The following is a 13988-nucleotide window of genomic DNA, read 5'->3' as shown; positions in this document are numbered from 1 at the left end:
GATCAGGCGCGGTCGCGCGGCTCGCCGGCGTCGCCGGCGTCCTCGATCGAGCTGTCGGAGGCCTCCTCGACGTGGTCGTCGACCACGCGGGCGAGCGTCTGGCGGTGCACGCGCACGATCGTGCCGGGCGAGACCTCGATGAACGCCTCGTTGCGCTCCTCGTCGATCGAGCGCAGCTCGCCGAACAGGCCGAAGTTCGTCATGACCTCGGAGCCGGGCACCATCTTCGACTGGAGCTCCTCAGCCTGCGCCTTGCGCTTCTTGTTGCTGCGGAACATGAAGAAGATCATCGCCGCGAGGACGACGAGCATCAGCACTGTCAGCGGGTCGAAGGGCATCCCGGACTGGGCATTGGTCGTCGTCTGCAGGAACAGCATCGTCGTGAAGGGACCTCTCGGGGTGGTTCGCCGGGCGCGGCTGCGCGCTCGACCAAGGGCCCATCATACCCCGTCGAGCGTCGCGTCCAGGTGCTGGGCGCCCGCGTGCCGCATGCCCGCGGGGGTCGCGACGCGGCCGCGCGGCGTGCGGCCGATGAGGCCCTCGCGCACGAGGAACGGCTCGACGACCGACTCGATCGTGTCGGCCTCCTCCCCGATCGCCGCCGCGAGCGTCGAGAGGCCGACGGGCCCGCCGCGGAAGCGGTGCGCGATCGCGTGCAGCACCGCGCGGTCGATGCGGTCGAGCCCCGCCTCGTCGACGTCGTAGAGCTCGAGCGCCGCGCGCACGCCGTCGAGGTCGCTCGAGCCGGCGTGGACGAGCAGCCAGTCGCGCACGCGCCGCAGCAGCCGGTTGGCGATCCGGGGCGTGCCGCGCGAGCGTCGCGCGAGCTCGGCGAGCGCGGCGCGCTCGATCTCGACGTCGAGCAGCCGTGCCGAGCGGGCGAGCACGCGCTCGAGGTCATCGGGCTCGTAGAACTCGAGGTGGGCGGTGAAGCCGAAGCGGTCGCGGAGCGGCGCGGGCAGCATGCCCGACCGGGTCGTCGCCCCGACGAGCGTGAAGGGCGCGAGCTCGAGCGGGATCGAGGCGGCGCCGGCGCCCTTGCCGACCATGATGTCGATGCGGAAGTCCTCCATCGCGAGGTAGAGCATCTCCTCGGCGGAGCGCGCCATGCGGTGGATCTCGTCGACGAAGAGCACCTCGCCGGGCACGAGCGCCGAGAGCACCGCGGCGAGGTCGCCCGCGTGCTGGATGGCCGGGCCGGACGAGTAGCGGATGGGCCTGCCGGTCTCGGCGCCGATGATCGTCGCGAGAGTGGTCTTGCCGAGCCCTGGCGGACCGGCGAGCAGGATGTGGTCGGGGGTGCGCTCCTGCAGCCGCGCCGCCTGCAGCAGCACCTCGAGCTGACCGCGCACCTTCGGCTGGCCGACGAACTCGGCGAGGCTCGTGGGGCGCAGCGCGCCCTCGAACGCGAGCTCGTCGGGCGTCGCGGCCGGATTCGTGAGCGGGTCGGTCACGGCCTAGCTCCCGGCCCGAGGATCGCGAGCGAGGCGCGCAGCAGCGAGCCGGTCGAGGCGGCGGCCTCCGGCGCGGCGACGGCTGCGCGCTCGATCGCGTCGGCGGCGGTGTGCTCCGGCCACCCGAGCCCGGTGAGCGCCGTGAGGACGTCGGCCCGCGCATCCGCACCGGGAGCGACGGGCTGGGGCGCCGCGGGCGCGGCGAGCTTGCCCGTGAGCTGCAGGATGATGAGCTTCGCCGTCTTCGGGCCGATGCCGCTCACGGCCTTGAAGGCCTTCTCGTCCTCCGCCGCGACGGCTCGCGCGAGCTCGTCGGGCGAGAGGTGCGCGAGCACGCCGAGCGCCGACTTCGGGCCGACGCCCGAGACGGCGATGAGCAGCTCGAAGGCGTCGAGCTCAGCCTCCGTCTCGAAGCCGTAGAGCGAGAGCTCGTCGTCGCGCACGACGAGGTGCGTGCGCAGCGACACCGACGCACCGACGCGCGCGGCGAGCGACGTCTGCGGGGTGACCGCGACGGCGAGGCCCACGCCGCCGACGCCGACGACGAGGCGCTGACCGCGCGCGGCGAGCACCGTGCCGTCGAGGGAGGAGATCACCCGATCAGCCTATGCCGGGCCCCTCCGATGACGGCGCCGGCCGCGCCGCGCGCTGATAGCCTTGCAGCGCCCGTTGCCGGTCCCGACCCGAGAGATCCCATGCGCTACATCCAGTTCCTGCTGCTCATGATCGTCATGATCGGATCCTTCGTCGTCATGGGCTCGGCCGCGCAGTTCGAGGGCTTCGAGGGCATCGTCTTCTCCGCGGGGCTGCTCGCCTTCTGCCTCGTCGTGCTCATCGCGGTCGAGATCGGCCGCCGCGGCCTGCGCCAGCGCTAGCGCCGAGCGCGCGCCTCGGCCGCGGCCCACGCGCGCTGCGCCGGGGTCGCCGAGCTGCTCGTGATCCCGCCCGCTGGCACGCGCGTGCGCCAGCCTTCCGCGATCGCGATCGCGAGGGCATCCGCCGCGTCCGCCGGCCTCGGTGCGGCCTCGAGCCGCAGGAGCCGGCGCACCATCTCCCCCACCTGCCGCTTGTCGGCGGCGCCGTAGCCCGTCACCGACGACTTCACCTCGGTGGGCGTGAGCAGCGAGATCGGGATGCCTCGCTCGGCCGCCGCGCGGAGCACGACGCCCGAGATCTGCGCGACCCCCATGACGCTGCGGAGGTTCGCCTGCGCGAACACGCGCTCGAGCGCGATCGCGTCGGGCCGGTGCTCGTCGATCGCCGCCTCGACGCCGCGCGCGATGCGCAGCAGGCGCTGCTCGATCGCCTCGTCGGCGCTCGAGCGCACGACCTCGACGTGCACGAGCGTCGGCGTGCGCCGGTCGACGTCGACGACGCCCACGCCGCAGCGCGTCAGTCCGGGATCGACCCCGAGCACGCGCACGGCGCCGGGGCGCACGGCCTACTCCTCCTCGTCGAGCTGCGCCTGCACCTCGGCCGGGATGTCGTAGTTGGCGTAGATGCTCTGCACGTCGTCGAGCTCGTCGAGCGCGTCGACGAGCCGCAGCACCTTGCGCGCCGTCTCGAGGTCGACCTCGACCTTGAGGTTCGGCACGAACTCGGCCTCGGCGGAGTCGTAGTCGATGCCCGCCTCTTGGAGCGCGGTGCGCACCTGCACGAGGTCGCTCGGCTCCGAGAGCACCTCGAAGCCCCCGCCCTGGTCGACGACCTCCTCGGCGCCCGCATCGAGCACGGCCTCGAGGATCGTGTCCTCGTCGACGCCGTCGGTCTTCTCGATCGAGACGACGCCCTTGCGCGTGAAGTTGTAGGCGACCGAGCCGGGGTCGGCCATCGTGCCCCCGTTGCGGCTCATCGCGACGCGCACCTCGGCGGCTGCGCGGTTCTTGTTGTCGGTGAGGCACTCGATCATGAGCGCGACGCCGCCGCTCGCGTAGCCCTCGTAGATGATGGTCGTGTAGTCGACCGACTCGCCCGTGAGCCCCGCGCCGCGCTTGATCGCGCGGTCGATGTTGTCGTTCGGGACGCTCGTCTTCTTCGCCTTCTGCACGGCGTCGACGAGCGTCGGGTTGCCCGAGAGGTCGGCGCCGCCGATCTTCGCGGCGACCTCGATGTTCTTGATGAGCTTCGCGAACGACTTCGCGCGCCGGGCGTCGATGACGGCCTTCTTGTGCTTGGTCGTGGCCCACTTGGAGTGTCCGGACATGCTGCTTCCTGATCGCGGGAGGGGGGTGTCCATCCTACGACCGCCCGGCCGGACGGTCGCGCCGGCGCGCTCACGCTGTGGGCGCGCGCACCCCGGCGCTCCGCAGCTCGAGCGCGGCGAGCGCGCCGAGCGCCGCCTCGTCGCCCGAGCGCAGCGCCGCGACGGGGTCGTCGACCGCCCGCAGGAGCCGCGACGTCGGCTGCCCGACGATCGCGCGCATCGCGAGCAGGTCGCGACCGGCGCGCGTCGCCGCGAGCCGGCGGCTCGAGCGGGCGCGGAAGACGAACCGGAGGCGCGGCACGAGCCAGATGAGCACGACGAGCAGCGTCGGCAGCAGCCACAGCGCCGTGCCGACCGCGGCGGCGAGCGCCTCGACGCCGCTCGAGAGCGCGACACCCGCAGCCGCGAGATCGTCGGCCGAGCCGGAGGCGTCGCGGAAGGGCGCCGCGATCCCCTCGCCCACGAACGGCACCTGCTCGAGCGCCGTCCCCGCGTCGGCGAGGGTCGTCGAGAAGCCGCTCCCCGCATCCTCGATCTGCCTGCCGAAGCCCCCGAGCGCGCGGATGGCCTCCGCCACCTGCTGCGAGATCCAGACGGCGACGACGACGGTCGCGATGGCGGCGAGGTCGGCGACGACCTGCCAGAGCGCGGCTGAGGGACGGCTGGAGTAGAGCTGCACGGCTCGATCGAACCATGCGCCCGGCCTCACACGGCCGCGGCGCGCGCCTTCGGTCGCTGCCCGACGAGCACGCCGGCGCCGATCACGACCGCCGCGCCGACGATCTCCCACACGCCGAGCCGCTCGCCGAGCACGAGCACGCCGAGCGCGACGGCCACGACCGGGATGAGGTAGGTCACGGTCGCGGCGACGGTCGGGCCGACGGCGCGCACGACCTCGAACTGCAGCACGTAGGCGAGGCCGGTGCCGAGCACGCCGAGCGCGATCGTCGCGACGAGCGCGACAGGCAGCGCCTCGGGCGCGTGCGAGCCGATGGGCGACCAGCCCTCGATCGCGCTCCAGGCGAGCAGCGCGACGAGCACCATCGGCAGGCCCGTGACCATGAGCGCCGTCGGGTGCGCGATGCCCGGCACCTCGCGGTGCGCGAGGAGGCGCCGGTTGAGCGTCCACCCGACGCCGTAGGACGCCGCGCCGCCGACGGCGATGAGGAAGCCGAGGACGTCGGGGCCCGAGTGCGCCGTCCAAGGCTGCGCGATGAGCACGACGCCGACGAGCCCGAGCAGCACGGCGCCGAGCTTCCGCGGCGTGAGCCGGTCGCTCGGCAGCAGCAGGAGCGCGAAGAGCACCGTCGCGATCGGCGTCGCGGCGTTCGCGAGCCCCGTGAGGCTCGACGAGATGCGCGTCTCGGCGACGACGAAGAGCGTGAACGGCAGCGCGGTGAGGAAGAACGAGCACACCGCGAGCAGCCCCCATGTGCGCGCGTCGCTCGGCAGCCGCACGCGCATCGCGAGGGCGAGGGCCACGAGCGTGATGGCGGCGATGCCGATGCGGAGCGCCGCGATCTGCATCGGGTGGAGCGCGTCGAGGCCGAGCTTCATGAGCAGGAAGGAGGAGCCCCAGATGAGGGCGAGCGAGATCCACAGCGCTTGCCACGGCAGGCGGGCGAGGCCGCGCGGCGGCGCGTCGAGCTCGGTGACGGTCACCGGCGCATCCGATCACGCACCGCTGACACGCTCGACCCGATCGAGGAGGCGGCGGTGGAATCGCGGCTCGCCGCCCACTTCGGGGTGGAAGGCGATGCCTGTGACGGCGCCCTGCTCGACCGCCACGATCCGCTCCCCCACGGCCGCGAGCACCTCGACGCCCTCGCCGACGCGCTCGACGACGGGGGCGCGGATGAAGGTCGCGTGCACGGGCTCCGCGCCGAGCGCTGGCACCTCGAGCTCGGTCTCGAACGAGTCGACCTGGCTGCCGAAGGCGTTCCGGCGCACGTCGACGTCGAGGCCGCCGAAGGGCAGCTGGGTCGGCAGCCCGTCGAGGATGCGCTCGGCGAGCAGGATGAGGCCGGCGCACGTGCCGAGCACGGGCATGCCGGCCGAGATCCGTTCGCGGATCGGCTCGCGCAGCTCGAGCTGCCGCGCGAGCTTGTCGATGACGCTCGACTCGCCGCCCGGCAGCACGAGGCCGTCGACGGCCGCGAGCTGGGCCGGCGAGCGGACGAGCGACACCTCCGCGCCGAGCGACTCGAGCATCGCCGCGTGCTCGCGGACGTCGCCCTGGAGGGCGAGCACGCCGACGCGCGGCGCGCCGGCGCTCACCAGCCGCGCTCGGCGAGGCGGTGCGGCGCGGGCAGGTCGGCCACGTTGATGCCGACCATCGCCTCGCCGAGGCCCCGCGACGCATCCGCGATCGCCTTGGGGTCGTCGAACGCGGCCGTCGCCTTGACGATCGCGGCCGCGCGGCGCTCGGGGCTGCCGGACTTGAAGATGCCGGAGCCGACGAAGACGCCGTCGGCGCCGAGCTGCATCATCATCGCCGCGTCGGCGGGCGTCGCGACGCCGCCGGCGGTGAAGAGCACGACGGGGAGCGCACCGCGCTCGGCGACCTCGGCGACGAGGTCGAACGGCGCCTGCAGCTCCTTCGCCGCGACGTAGAGCTCGTCCTTCGAGAGGCCCTGGAGGTGCCGGATCTCGCCCTTGATGGTGCGGATGTGCTTGGTCGCCTCCGAGACGTCGCCCGTGCCGGCCTCGCCCTTCGAGCGGATCATCGCCGCGCCCTCGGTGATGCGGCGGAGCGCCTCGCCGAGGTTCGTCGCGCCGCACACGAACGGCACCGTGAAGGGCCACTTGTCGATGTGGTTGACGTAGTCGGCGGGGCTCAGCACCTCCGACTCGTCGATGTAGTCGACCTCGAGCGCCTCGAGCACCTGCGCCTCGACGAAGTGGCCGATGCGCGCCTTCGCCATCACCGGGATCGAGACTTCGGCCTTGATCGCGTCGATGAGGTCGGGGTCGGACATGCGGGCGACGCCGCCCTGCGCGCGGATGTCGGCGGGCACGCGCTCGAGCGCCATGACGGCGACGGCGCCCGCGTCCTCGGCGATGCGCGCCTGCTCGGGGGTGACGACGTCCATGATGACGCCGCCCTTCAGCATCTCGGCGAGGCCGCGCTTGACGCGCGCGGAGCCGGTGGCGGAGGTGCTGGTGCTGGGGTTCTCGATCACGTCTGCTGATGCTACGCCCGTGCGGGGCTCGCGACGCGCACGCGGCGCGTCACCGGGCGTCACGGTTCGTCACACCGGCCAGGCGGCCTGGATGTCCTGGCGCATGTCCTCGAGCAGGATCGGCAGCGCCTTCGTCTTCGCGATGATGGGGAAGAAGTTCGAGTCGAGCGACCAGCGCGGCACGATGTGCTGGTGCAGGTGGTCGGCGATGCCGGCGCCGGCGATGCGGCCCTGGTTCATGCCGATGTTGAAGCCCTGGCAGCGCGTGACCTGCGAGAGCACGCGCATCGCGGTCTGCGTGAGCACCGCCATCTCGGCGACCTCCTCGGTCGTCGCCTGGTCGTACATGCCGACGTGCCGGTAGGGGCACACCATCATGTGCCCCGTGTTGTACGGGTAGAGGTTCAGCAGCACGAAGCACGTCTCGCCGCGGTGGACGATGAGGCCCTGGTCGTCGGCGAGCTCGGGCGCGCGGCAGAACGGGCATGCGTGTTCGTCGGGCATCTGGCCGTTCTGGATGTAGACCATGCGGTACGGGGTCCAGAGGCGCTGGAAGTGGTCGGGCACGCCCGGCAGCTCGCTCGACATCTGGGTCGGTGCGCCCCACGCGTGCTCGGCGACGAGCGGCTCCTCGGGCGGCTCGGCCGGGTCGAACGCCGGGAGCGCATCGCGGTGGAGCGCGGCGCGCTCGGCCGGCTCGTCACGGTCCCGGTCGCCGAGGTGCCGCTCGTCGGTCATACGTGCGCCTTCGTCTCGATCGCCTCGACGATCCGGCGGATCGCCTCGTCGACCGGCACGCCGTTGTCCTGCGTGCCGTCGCGGAAGCGGAACGAGACGCTGCCCGCATCGCGGTCCTTCTCCCCCGCGATGAGCTGGAACGGCACCTTCATGAGCGTGTGCGTGCGGATCTTCTTCTGCATCCGCTCATCGGAGCGGTCGACCTCGACGCGCACGCCCTTGCCGCGCAGCTGCGCCGCGATGTCCTCGAGGTAGTCGGCGTAGTCCTCGGCGACCGGCACGCCCACGACCTGCACGGGCGCGAGCCAGACCGGGAAGGCGCCTGCGTAGTGCTCGAGCAGGATCGCGAAGAAGCGCTCGATCGAGCCGAACAGCGCGCGGTGGATCATGATGGGCCGCTGCTTCGAGCCGTCGGCGGCCGTGTACTCGAGCTCGAAGCGCTCCGGCAGGTTGAAGTCGAGCTGCACCGTCGAGAGCTGCCACGAGCGGCCGATCGCGTCGGTCACCTTGAGGTCGATCTTCGGCCCGTAGAACGCGGCCTCGCCCGGCTCCTCCACGACGTCGAGCCCGGAGGCCTGCGCGACGCGCCGCAGCGCATCCGTCGCCGTCTCCCAGATGGCCTCGTCGCCGATCCACTTCTCCTTCTCGTCGTCGCGCATCGAGAGCTCGAGGCGGAAGTCGGTGAGGCCGAAGTCCTGCAGCAGCGACAGCACGAACTCGAGGACCTTCGTCGTCTCCTCCTCGAGCTGCTCGGGGGTGACGAAGAGGTGCGCGTCGTCCTGCGTGAACCCGCGCACGCGCGTGAGGCCGTGCAGGGCGCCCGAGAGCTCGTTGCGGTAGACGGTGCCGTTCTCGGCGAGCCGCAGCGGCAGGTCGCGGTAGCTGCGCGAGCGATCCTTGTAGATGAGGATGTGCATCGGGCAGTTCATGGGCTTGAGGTAGTAGTCGACGCCCTGCTTCGTGACGTTGCCCTCGTCGTCGCGCTCCTCGTCCATGTGGATCGGGGGCCACATCCCCTCGCCGTAGGTGACGAGGTGGTTGGAGGTGACGAAGAGGTCGCGCTTCGTGATGTGGGGCGTGTAGACGTAGCTGTAGCCCTGCTCGATGTGGCGGCGGCGGGCGTGCTGCTCCATCTCGCCGCGCGCGATCGCACCGCGCGGGTGCCACACCGACAGGCCGGAGCCGATCTCGTCGGGGAACGAGAAGAGGTCGAGCTCGCGACCGAGCTTGCGGTGGTCGCGCTTCGCGGCCTCCTCGAGGCGCTGCTGGTAGGCGCGCAGCTCGTCCTTCGAGGGCCACGCGGTGCCGTAGATGCGCTGCAGCTGCGGCAGGTCGGTCTTGCCGCGCCAGTAGGCGCCGGCGACGCGCGTGAGGGCGAAGCCGTTGCCGATGAGGCGCGTGCTCGGCAGGTGCGGGCCGCGGCAGAGGTCCTTCCAGGCGACCTCGCCGGTCTTCGGGTCGACGTTGTCGTAGATGGTGAGCTCGCCCGCGCCGACCTCGACCGAGGCGCCCTCGGCCGCCTTCTCCGCGCCGCCCTTGAGGCCGATGAGCTCGAGCTTGTAGGGCTCGTCGGCGAGCTCGGCGCGCGCCTCCTCGTCGGTGACGACGCGGCGCACGAAGCGCTGGCCGGCCTTGACGATGCGCTCCATCTCCTTCTGCAGCGCCTTGAGGTCGTCGCTCGAGAACGCCTCGGGGAGGTCGAAGTCGTAGTAGAAGCCGTCCTGCACGGGCGGGCCGATGCCGAGCCGTGCCTCGGGGTTGATGCGCTGCACGGCCTGGGCGAGCACGTGCGCGGCGGAGTGGCGCAGGATGTCGAGGCCGTCGGGGCTGTCGATCGTCACCGGCTCCGCGCTCGCGCCGTCGGGCACCTCGCGAGCGAGGTCCTGCAGCTCGCCGTCGACGCGCATGGCGACGATGGCACGGTCGGAGAAGAGATCGAATCCGGTGGTCACCGCTCCATCGTAGATCGCCGCTTGCGCGCGCTCGGTCAGCGTCAGTGGCCGGTGATGGGATGCGTCCATGAAGGACGACGAGACGGATGCGGTGGTCGAGCCCGACCTGCACGACGGCTGGGCGACGAGCACCGACCTGTTCCAGCTGGACGTCTGGATGGCGCGGCACGCCGACGTGGGGAGCGAGCCGCTCGACGAGTAGGCGTCCCCGTCACGTGCCGCAGTAGGTGCGGTAGGAGCGGAAGTCGGGCTCCGGCCCGGGCTCCGCGTAGCGCTCGAGCCCCGGGCGCTCGTCGAAGGGCCGGCGCACGGTGTCGAGCAGCCGCTCGAGCGGCGCGAGGTCGCCCTCGGTCGCCGCCGCGAGGGCCTCCTCGACGAGGTGGTTGCGCGGCACGTAGACGGGGTTCACGCGATCCATCGCCTCGGCATCGGGGCGTATCGCGAGCCAGCGCTCCGCCCACGCGTCGAAGGCCGCCCGGTGCACGAACCGGTCCCTCGTCGCGTCAGCCCGGCCGCGCGCGACGTCGCTCAAGCCGCGGAAGAAGGTCGTGAGGTCGACCCGGCTCGACTCGAGCAGCGCGAGCAGCTCGTCGACGAGCAGCGCCGCAGCCTCATCGTCGGCGCCCTCGCCAAGGCCGAGCTTCTCGCGCATGCCCGCGACCCACGCGGCGCGGTACTGCGGCGCGAACCCCTTGAGCGCGTCGACAGCGAGGGCGAGCGCCTCCTCCTGGTCATCGGCGAGCAGCGGCAGCAGCGCCTCGCCGAGCCGCGCGAGGTTCCACTCGGCGATCGCCGGCTGGTTGCCGTAGGCGTAGCGGCCGCGGTGGTCGATCGAGCTGAAGACCGTCGCCGGGTCGTACGCCTCCATGAACGCGCAGGGCCCGTAGTCGATGGTCTCGCCGGAGATCGTCATGTTGTCGGTGTTCATGACGCCGTGCACGAATCCCACGAGCATCCATCGCGCGATGAGCGCCGCTTGCGCCGCGATCACGGCGCGGTAGAGCTCGAGGTACGGGGCACTGCTCTCGGCGGCCGCAGGCGCGTGGCGGCCGATCGCGTGGTCGGCGAGGCGGCGGAGCAGGTCGACGTCGCCCGTGGAGGCGGCGAACTGGAAGGTGCCGACGCGCAGGTGGCTGCTCGCGACCCGCGCGAGCACGGCGCCCGGCAGCCACTCCTCGCGGCGCACGAAGCGCCCGGTCGCGACGACGGCGAGCGAGCGGGTCGTCGGGATCCCGAGGGCGTGCATCGCCTCGCTCACGACGTGCTCGCGCAGCATCGGCCCGACGGCGGCGAGGCCGTCGCCGCCGCGCGCGAATCGCGTCGGACCCGAGCCCTTGAGGTGGAGGTCGCGCAGCCGCCCCTCGGAGTCGACGAGCTCGCCGAGCAGGAGCGCGCGGCCGTCGCCGAGCACGGGTGAGTAGGCGCCGAACTGATGCCCGGCGTAGGCCTGCGCGACGGGCGTCGCTCCCTCGGGCAGCGCGGTGCCGACGAGCAGGCGCACGCCGTCGTCGCTGCGCAGGAAGTCGGGGTCGAGGCCGAGCTCGGCCGCGAGCGCGTCGTTGAGCACGAGCAGCTTCGGCTCCGGCGGCTCGACGGCCTGCCACGGCATCGCGAGCTCCGGGAGCTCGCGAGCGAATCGCGCGTCGAGCGCGACGGCCGTGCCGGGGAGTGCGATCACGCGGCGAGGCTAGCCCCGCATCCTGATCGCGCGCCGGGCCGGCGCCGTCGATCCGATCCGCATCGCTCGCGCTGCCGGTCGCCACGAGCCACGCGTGGCTCGACCGAGCGGGCATAGGCTCCGGACATGAGCCACCCCACGCAGCACACCGTCTACTCCGCTGCAGACATCGCCGCGGTGCTCGACGAGCTCCGCGAGTGCGGACCCGATCCGCTCGCGCTCCGCCGCTGGGCGGCGCGTCGCGAGGTGCGCACGGCGCTCGTGCGCGCGAGCAGGCTCGTGAGCTCCGTCCGGCTGCCCGGCAAGACGCCCGGCGGCGGATGGGTCGAGTTCTCGCTCATCGACGGCGCCTGGTCGCGCACCCGGTAGTCGACCGGGATCGCGCCCCCGCGCATCCGCCCCGAGGAACACGAAGACCCCCAGGCGAGCCGGGGGTCTGATGGTGGGCGATACTGGGTTCGAACCAGTGACCTCTTCCGTGTCAGGGAAGCGCGCTACCGCTGCGCCAATCGCCCTAGGAGGGGAATCGAGGTGGAGACGGGATTCGAACCCGCGTAGACGGCTTTGCAGGCCGCTGCCTCACCACTCGGCCACCCCACCAGGTGGTGTGAGATTCGCTCTCATGAGATTGCTCTCGAGCGGATGACGAGATTCGAACTCGCGACCCTCACCTTGGCAAGGTGATGCGCTACCACTGCGCCACATCCGCGGGGCTCATCGCTGAGCGCCTTGGACGAATATACCCATGCCTCCGGCGCGATGCAAAATCGGCCCGCCCCGTGTCGTCGGATCGGCGTCGTGGTCATGCGCGGTGCGCCAGATGTGGCACACTGGATCGGTCCGCACGCGCCTCGCGCGCCGAGCGGCACGGGCGATTGGCGCAGTTGGTAGCGCGCTTCCTTCACACGGAAGAGGTCATCAGTTCGAGTCTGGTATCGCCCACCGGCAGGGCCCGCACCATCACGGTGCGGGCCCTCACTCGTCCCGGGCCGCGCTACGCGGCGGCCATCTCGCAGTGCTCGGCGCAGCGCTCGCACGCGTCCGCGCACTCGCGGCAGTGGTCGGCGTCGTGGCGGCGGCACTCCGCCGCGCACGCCCGGCACATCGAGGCGCACGCCGCGAGCAGCGCGCTGACCGTCTCCTGCGGCAGCGCGGCGCCGCGCCGCAGGATGCCCGCGACGGCGGTGCAGAGCTCGGCGCACGCCTCGCACATCGCGGCGCAGTCGAGCATCCCCTCGCGCGTGTCGGCGGCGGCGCACTCCCGGCACGCCGTCGCGCAGCGCTCGAGCTCGGCGATGTGCGGGCCGTGGTCGCCGCCCTGGCCGCTCGCTCCCCCGGCGCCAGCTCCCCCGGCGTGCTCCTCCTCGTGACCGTGGTGCATCGTCCCTCCTCTCGGCGGGCCGGCGCCCGCGCATCGGTTGCCCGCGACCGTACGCCCGGTTGCTGTGCACCCGGTGCGCGCTAGCGTCGAGCCATGGATCTCCAGCTCTCAGACCGGGTCGTGCTCGTCGTCGGCGGCACGGGCTTCATCGGCAGCGCCGTCGTCGACACCCTCCGCGCCGAGGGCGCGACCGTCGTCTCGGCAGCGCGCGGGGATGCGGCCGACGTCGTCCTCGACGCGTCCGATGACGCATCCATCGCCCGGGCGCTCGAGCGCGTGCGCTCGGAGCACGGACGATTGGATGCCGTGGTCGTCACCGCCGCCCCGGCCGCGCAGACGCTCGACCAGTCGCGCCTGAGCGATCCCGTGCAGGTCGCCGAGGCGGTCGAGGGCAAGGCGATGGCGTTCCTGCGTGTCGCGAACGCCGTCATCCCGGGCATGCGCGAGGCGGGCTTCGGCCGCGTCGTCGGCGTGAGCGGGCAGAACGCGCTCCTGACGGGCAACATCACCGGCTCGGTGCGGAACGCCGCGCTGCTCATCGCGGCGAAGAACCTCGCCGACGAGCTCGCCGGCACGGGCGTCGCGGTCAACGTCGTCAACCCCGGCCCCGTGACGGAGTCGCCGAGCTCCGAGGTCTCAGCGGGCAAGCCCGGCGAGTCGTCGCCGCAGCAGATCGCCGACCTCGTCGCGTTCCTCGTCTCGCCGCGCTCGAGCCTGTCGGGCGAGTCGATCGCGACCGGCCACAAGGTGCGCGGCGCCGTCTTCCTCTGACCCGCCTCCTTGCTGGGTGAGCCGGTGCGCGCCCCCTCCGCCGCTGGCTGAGCCGCTGCGCGCCGCAGGCGCACAGCGTGTCGAAGCCGACCTCCATCAGGCATCTGACAGGTCGAAACGCGTTCTCCACACCCTCCTCGCGCGGCCGCCCGCGTGTCAGTGGCCCATGGTGGAATGCCCGCATGGATGAGTGGTCGGGCATCGATGCGGAGGAGTACATCGCGTCGATCCGTGCGGGCGCGATCGACCCGCACGGCCGCACCGCCGAGGAGCTCGAGGACGAGCTCGCCGCCCACGACCGCGACTGGGCCGAGCGGCTCGCGCTGCTGAGCGACGCGGAGGTCGAGGAGGTCATCGCCGGCCGCATGGAGGTGCCGCCGCTGCCGGGCACGGTGCCGGCCGCCGAGCGTCCCGAGTCGGTGCGCCGGCAGGAGGCGCTGGCCGGCCGGATCCGCGCGATCGAGCAGCGCCGGGCGCGGCTCGAGGCCGAGCACCGCGAGGTCCTCGCGGCCGAGCTGCAGCACTTGCGCGACGCGGGCGGCGACGTCGGCATGGCCGTCAAGGAGAGCGCGTCGATCCTTGCCGCGGAGCTGCGGCTCTCGGACCGTGCCATGGAGCGCAGGCTCGTC

At 72.6% G+C, this 13988-nt stretch carries 18 protein-coding genes and 4 tRNA genes; 6 read left to right on the top strand and 16 right to left on the bottom strand.

The genetic code is table 11. From position 1 onward, the window contains the following. Nucleotides 1–2 precede the first annotated feature (2 nt). From H508_RS15405 to ruvA, 3 genes are all read right to left on the bottom strand, one after another. Complete coding sequence (locus H508_RS15405) at nucleotides 3–377, bottom strand: preprotein translocase subunit YajC (RefSeq protein ID WP_245569486.1); 375 nt, start codon at nucleotides 375–377, stop codon at nucleotides 3–5. Nucleotides 378–440: 63 nt separating this feature from the next. Continuing rightward, nucleotides 441–1454, bottom strand: a complete 1014-nt coding sequence (gene ruvB, locus H508_RS15400; protein ID WP_051223076.1) for a Holliday junction branch migration DNA helicase RuvB — start codon at nucleotides 1452–1454, stop codon at nucleotides 441–443. Continuing rightward, nucleotides 1451–2050, bottom strand: a complete 600-nt coding sequence (ruvA, locus tag H508_RS0108450) for a Holliday junction branch migration protein RuvA (protein WP_026373737.1) — start codon at nucleotides 2048–2050, stop codon at nucleotides 1451–1453. Before ruvA ends, ruvB begins: the two co-directional genes overlap by 4 nt. 99 nt (nucleotides 2051–2149) lie before the next feature. On the opposite strand from ruvA, the gene H508_RS0108445 reads away from it, so the two are divergent. Beyond that, entirely contained in the window at nucleotides 2150–2329 is a 180-nt protein-coding gene (locus tag H508_RS0108445; RefSeq protein ID WP_026373736.1) for a hypothetical protein, read from the top strand. Here the strand turns inward: H508_RS0108445 and ruvC are convergent. From ruvC to thrS, 8 genes are all read right to left on the bottom strand, one after another. Further along, nucleotides 2326–2892, bottom strand: a complete 567-nt coding sequence (gene ruvC / locus H508_RS0108440; protein WP_035254578.1) for a crossover junction endodeoxyribonuclease RuvC — start codon at nucleotides 2890–2892, stop codon at nucleotides 2326–2328. The genes H508_RS0108445 and ruvC overlap by 4 nt on opposite strands. A 3-nt stretch (nucleotides 2893–2895) precedes the next feature. Further along, nucleotides 2896–3657: a YebC/PmpR family DNA-binding transcriptional regulator gene (locus tag H508_RS0108435; RefSeq protein ID WP_026373734.1), complete on the bottom strand. Its 762-nt coding sequence runs from the start codon at nucleotides 3655–3657 to the stop codon at nucleotides 2896–2898. Between the two features lie 70 nt (nucleotides 3658–3727). Next, nucleotides 3728–4336, bottom strand: coding sequence for a hypothetical protein (locus tag H508_RS0108430; RefSeq protein WP_026373733.1), 609 nt, complete (start codon nucleotides 4334–4336; stop codon nucleotides 3728–3730). A gap of 26 nt (nucleotides 4337–4362) precedes the next feature. Beyond that, nucleotides 4363–5319: a DMT family transporter gene (locus H508_RS15395; RefSeq protein WP_245569485.1), complete on the bottom strand. Its 957-nt coding sequence runs from the start codon at nucleotides 5317–5319 to the stop codon at nucleotides 4363–4365. A gap of 12 nt (nucleotides 5320–5331) precedes the next feature. Beyond that, on the bottom strand, nucleotides 5332–5937 hold the full coding sequence (gene pdxT, locus H508_RS0108420; protein ID WP_026373785.1) for a pyridoxal 5'-phosphate synthase glutaminase subunit PdxT: 606 nt from the start codon (nucleotides 5935–5937) through the stop codon (nucleotides 5332–5334). Next, nucleotides 5931–6836 carry a pyridoxal 5'-phosphate synthase lyase subunit PdxS gene (pdxS, locus tag H508_RS0108415; RefSeq protein WP_035254595.1) on the bottom strand — a complete coding sequence of 302 codons (906 nt, stop codon included), beginning with the start codon at nucleotides 6834–6836 and terminating at the stop codon, nucleotides 5931–5933. The genes pdxT and pdxS overlap by 7 nt, the downstream gene beginning before the upstream one ends. A gap of 72 nt (nucleotides 6837–6908) precedes the next feature. Further along, nucleotides 6909–7427: an HIT family protein gene (locus tag H508_RS0108410; RefSeq protein WP_026373731.1), complete on the bottom strand. Its 519-nt coding sequence runs from the start codon at nucleotides 7425–7427 to the stop codon at nucleotides 6909–6911. 146 nt (nucleotides 7428–7573) lie between these two features. Continuing rightward, a complete protein-coding gene (gene thrS, locus H508_RS0108405; protein ID WP_245569490.1) occupies nucleotides 7574–9484 on the bottom strand; it encodes a threonine--tRNA ligase in 1911 nt (636 codons plus the stop codon). A gap of 112 nt (nucleotides 9485–9596) precedes the next feature. Between thrS and H508_RS17920 the strand changes: the two genes are divergently transcribed. After that, nucleotides 9597–9731 (top strand): hypothetical protein, encoded by a 135-nt coding sequence (locus tag H508_RS17920; protein WP_281168373.1) that lies wholly within the window; start codon nucleotides 9597–9599, stop codon nucleotides 9729–9731. A gap of 9 nt (nucleotides 9732–9740) precedes the next feature. Here the strand turns inward: H508_RS17920 and H508_RS0108395 are convergent, their stop codons facing one another. Then, complete coding sequence (locus H508_RS0108395; protein ID WP_026373729.1) at nucleotides 9741–11207, bottom strand: protein adenylyltransferase SelO; 1467 nt, start codon at nucleotides 11205–11207, stop codon at nucleotides 9741–9743. A gap of 126 nt (nucleotides 11208–11333) precedes the next feature. Between H508_RS0108395 and H508_RS0108390 the strand changes: the two genes are divergently transcribed. Beyond that, nucleotides 11334–11576, top strand: coding sequence for a hypothetical protein (locus H508_RS0108390; RefSeq protein WP_026373728.1), 243 nt, complete (start codon nucleotides 11334–11336; stop codon nucleotides 11574–11576). 71 nt (nucleotides 11577–11647) lie between these two features. Here H508_RS0108390 and H508_RS0108385 read toward each other — a convergent pair. From H508_RS0108385 to H508_RS0108375, 3 genes are all read right to left on the bottom strand, one after another. After that, nucleotides 11648–11722: transfer RNA gene (locus H508_RS0108385), tRNA-Val, on the bottom strand. 14 nt (nucleotides 11723–11736) lie between these two features. After that, nucleotides 11737–11807 (bottom strand) — tRNA-Cys (locus H508_RS0108380). Nucleotides 11808–11844: 37 nt separating this feature from the next. Further along, nucleotides 11845–11916, bottom strand: a tRNA-Gly gene (locus tag H508_RS0108375). Nucleotides 11917–12076: 160 nt separating this feature from the next. On the opposite strand from H508_RS0108375, the gene H508_RS0108370 reads away from it, so the two are divergent. Next, nucleotides 12077–12149 (top strand) — tRNA-Val (locus H508_RS0108370). Nucleotides 12150–12201: 52 nt separating this feature from the next. Here H508_RS0108370 and H508_RS0108365 read toward each other — a convergent pair. Then, nucleotides 12202–12588 carry a four-helix bundle copper-binding protein gene (locus H508_RS0108365; protein ID WP_051223074.1) on the bottom strand — a complete coding sequence of 129 codons (387 nt, stop codon included), beginning with the start codon at nucleotides 12586–12588 and terminating at the stop codon, nucleotides 12202–12204. 93 nt (nucleotides 12589–12681) lie between these two features. Here H508_RS0108365 and H508_RS0108360 point away from each other — a divergent pair, with 93 nt between their 5' ends. Continuing rightward, on the top strand, nucleotides 12682–13359 hold the full coding sequence (locus H508_RS0108360; protein ID WP_026373726.1) for an SDR family NAD(P)-dependent oxidoreductase: 678 nt from the start codon (nucleotides 12682–12684) through the stop codon (nucleotides 13357–13359). A gap of 182 nt (nucleotides 13360–13541) precedes the next feature. Beyond that, nucleotides 13542–13988: hypothetical protein (locus H508_RS15390; protein WP_035254576.1), on the top strand; the 447-nt coding region annotated here is incomplete at its 3' end.

Source organism: Agrococcus lahaulensis DSM 17612, assembly GCF_000425105.1.
In the GTDB taxonomy this organism is placed as follows: Bacteria; Actinomycetota; Actinomycetes; order Actinomycetales; family Microbacteriaceae; genus Agrococcus; species Agrococcus lahaulensis.
This window is presented reverse-complemented; position numbering and strand designations above follow the sequence as displayed.

Bases quoted from the DNA above. Each gene is read 5' to 3' on its own strand.
- H508_RS0108390 (WP_026373728.1), top strand. From the start codon at position 11,334: ATGAGCCACCCCACGCAGCACACCGTCTACTCCGCTGCAGACATCGCC.
- H508_RS17920 (WP_281168373.1), top strand. From the start codon at position 9,597: ATGAAGGACGACGAGACGGATGCGGTGGTCGAGCCCGACCTGCACGAC.
- H508_RS0108360 (WP_026373726.1), top strand. From the start codon at position 12,682: ATGGATCTCCAGCTCTCAGACCGGGTCGTGCTCGTCGTCGGCGGCACG.
- thrS (WP_245569490.1), bottom strand. From the start codon at position 9,484: ATGCGCGTCGACGGCGAGCTGCAGGACCTCGCTCGCGAGGTGCCCGAC.
- H508_RS0108435 (WP_026373734.1), bottom strand. From the start codon at position 3,657: ATGTCCGGACACTCCAAGTGGGCCACGACCAAGCACAAGAAGGCCGTC.
- H508_RS0108445 (WP_026373736.1), top strand. From the start codon at position 2,150: ATGCGCTACATCCAGTTCCTGCTGCTCATGATCGTCATGATCGGATCC.
- H508_RS15405 (WP_245569486.1), bottom strand. From the start codon at position 377: ATGCTGTTCCTGCAGACGACGACCAATGCCCAGTCCGGGATGCCCTTC.
- H508_RS0108410 (WP_026373731.1), bottom strand. From the start codon at position 7,427: ATGTCGAGCGAGCTGCCGGGCGTGCCCGACCACTTCCAGCGCCTCTGG.
- H508_RS0108365 (WP_051223074.1), bottom strand. From the start codon at position 12,588: ATGCACCACGGTCACGAGGAGGAGCACGCCGGGGGAGCTGGCGCCGGG.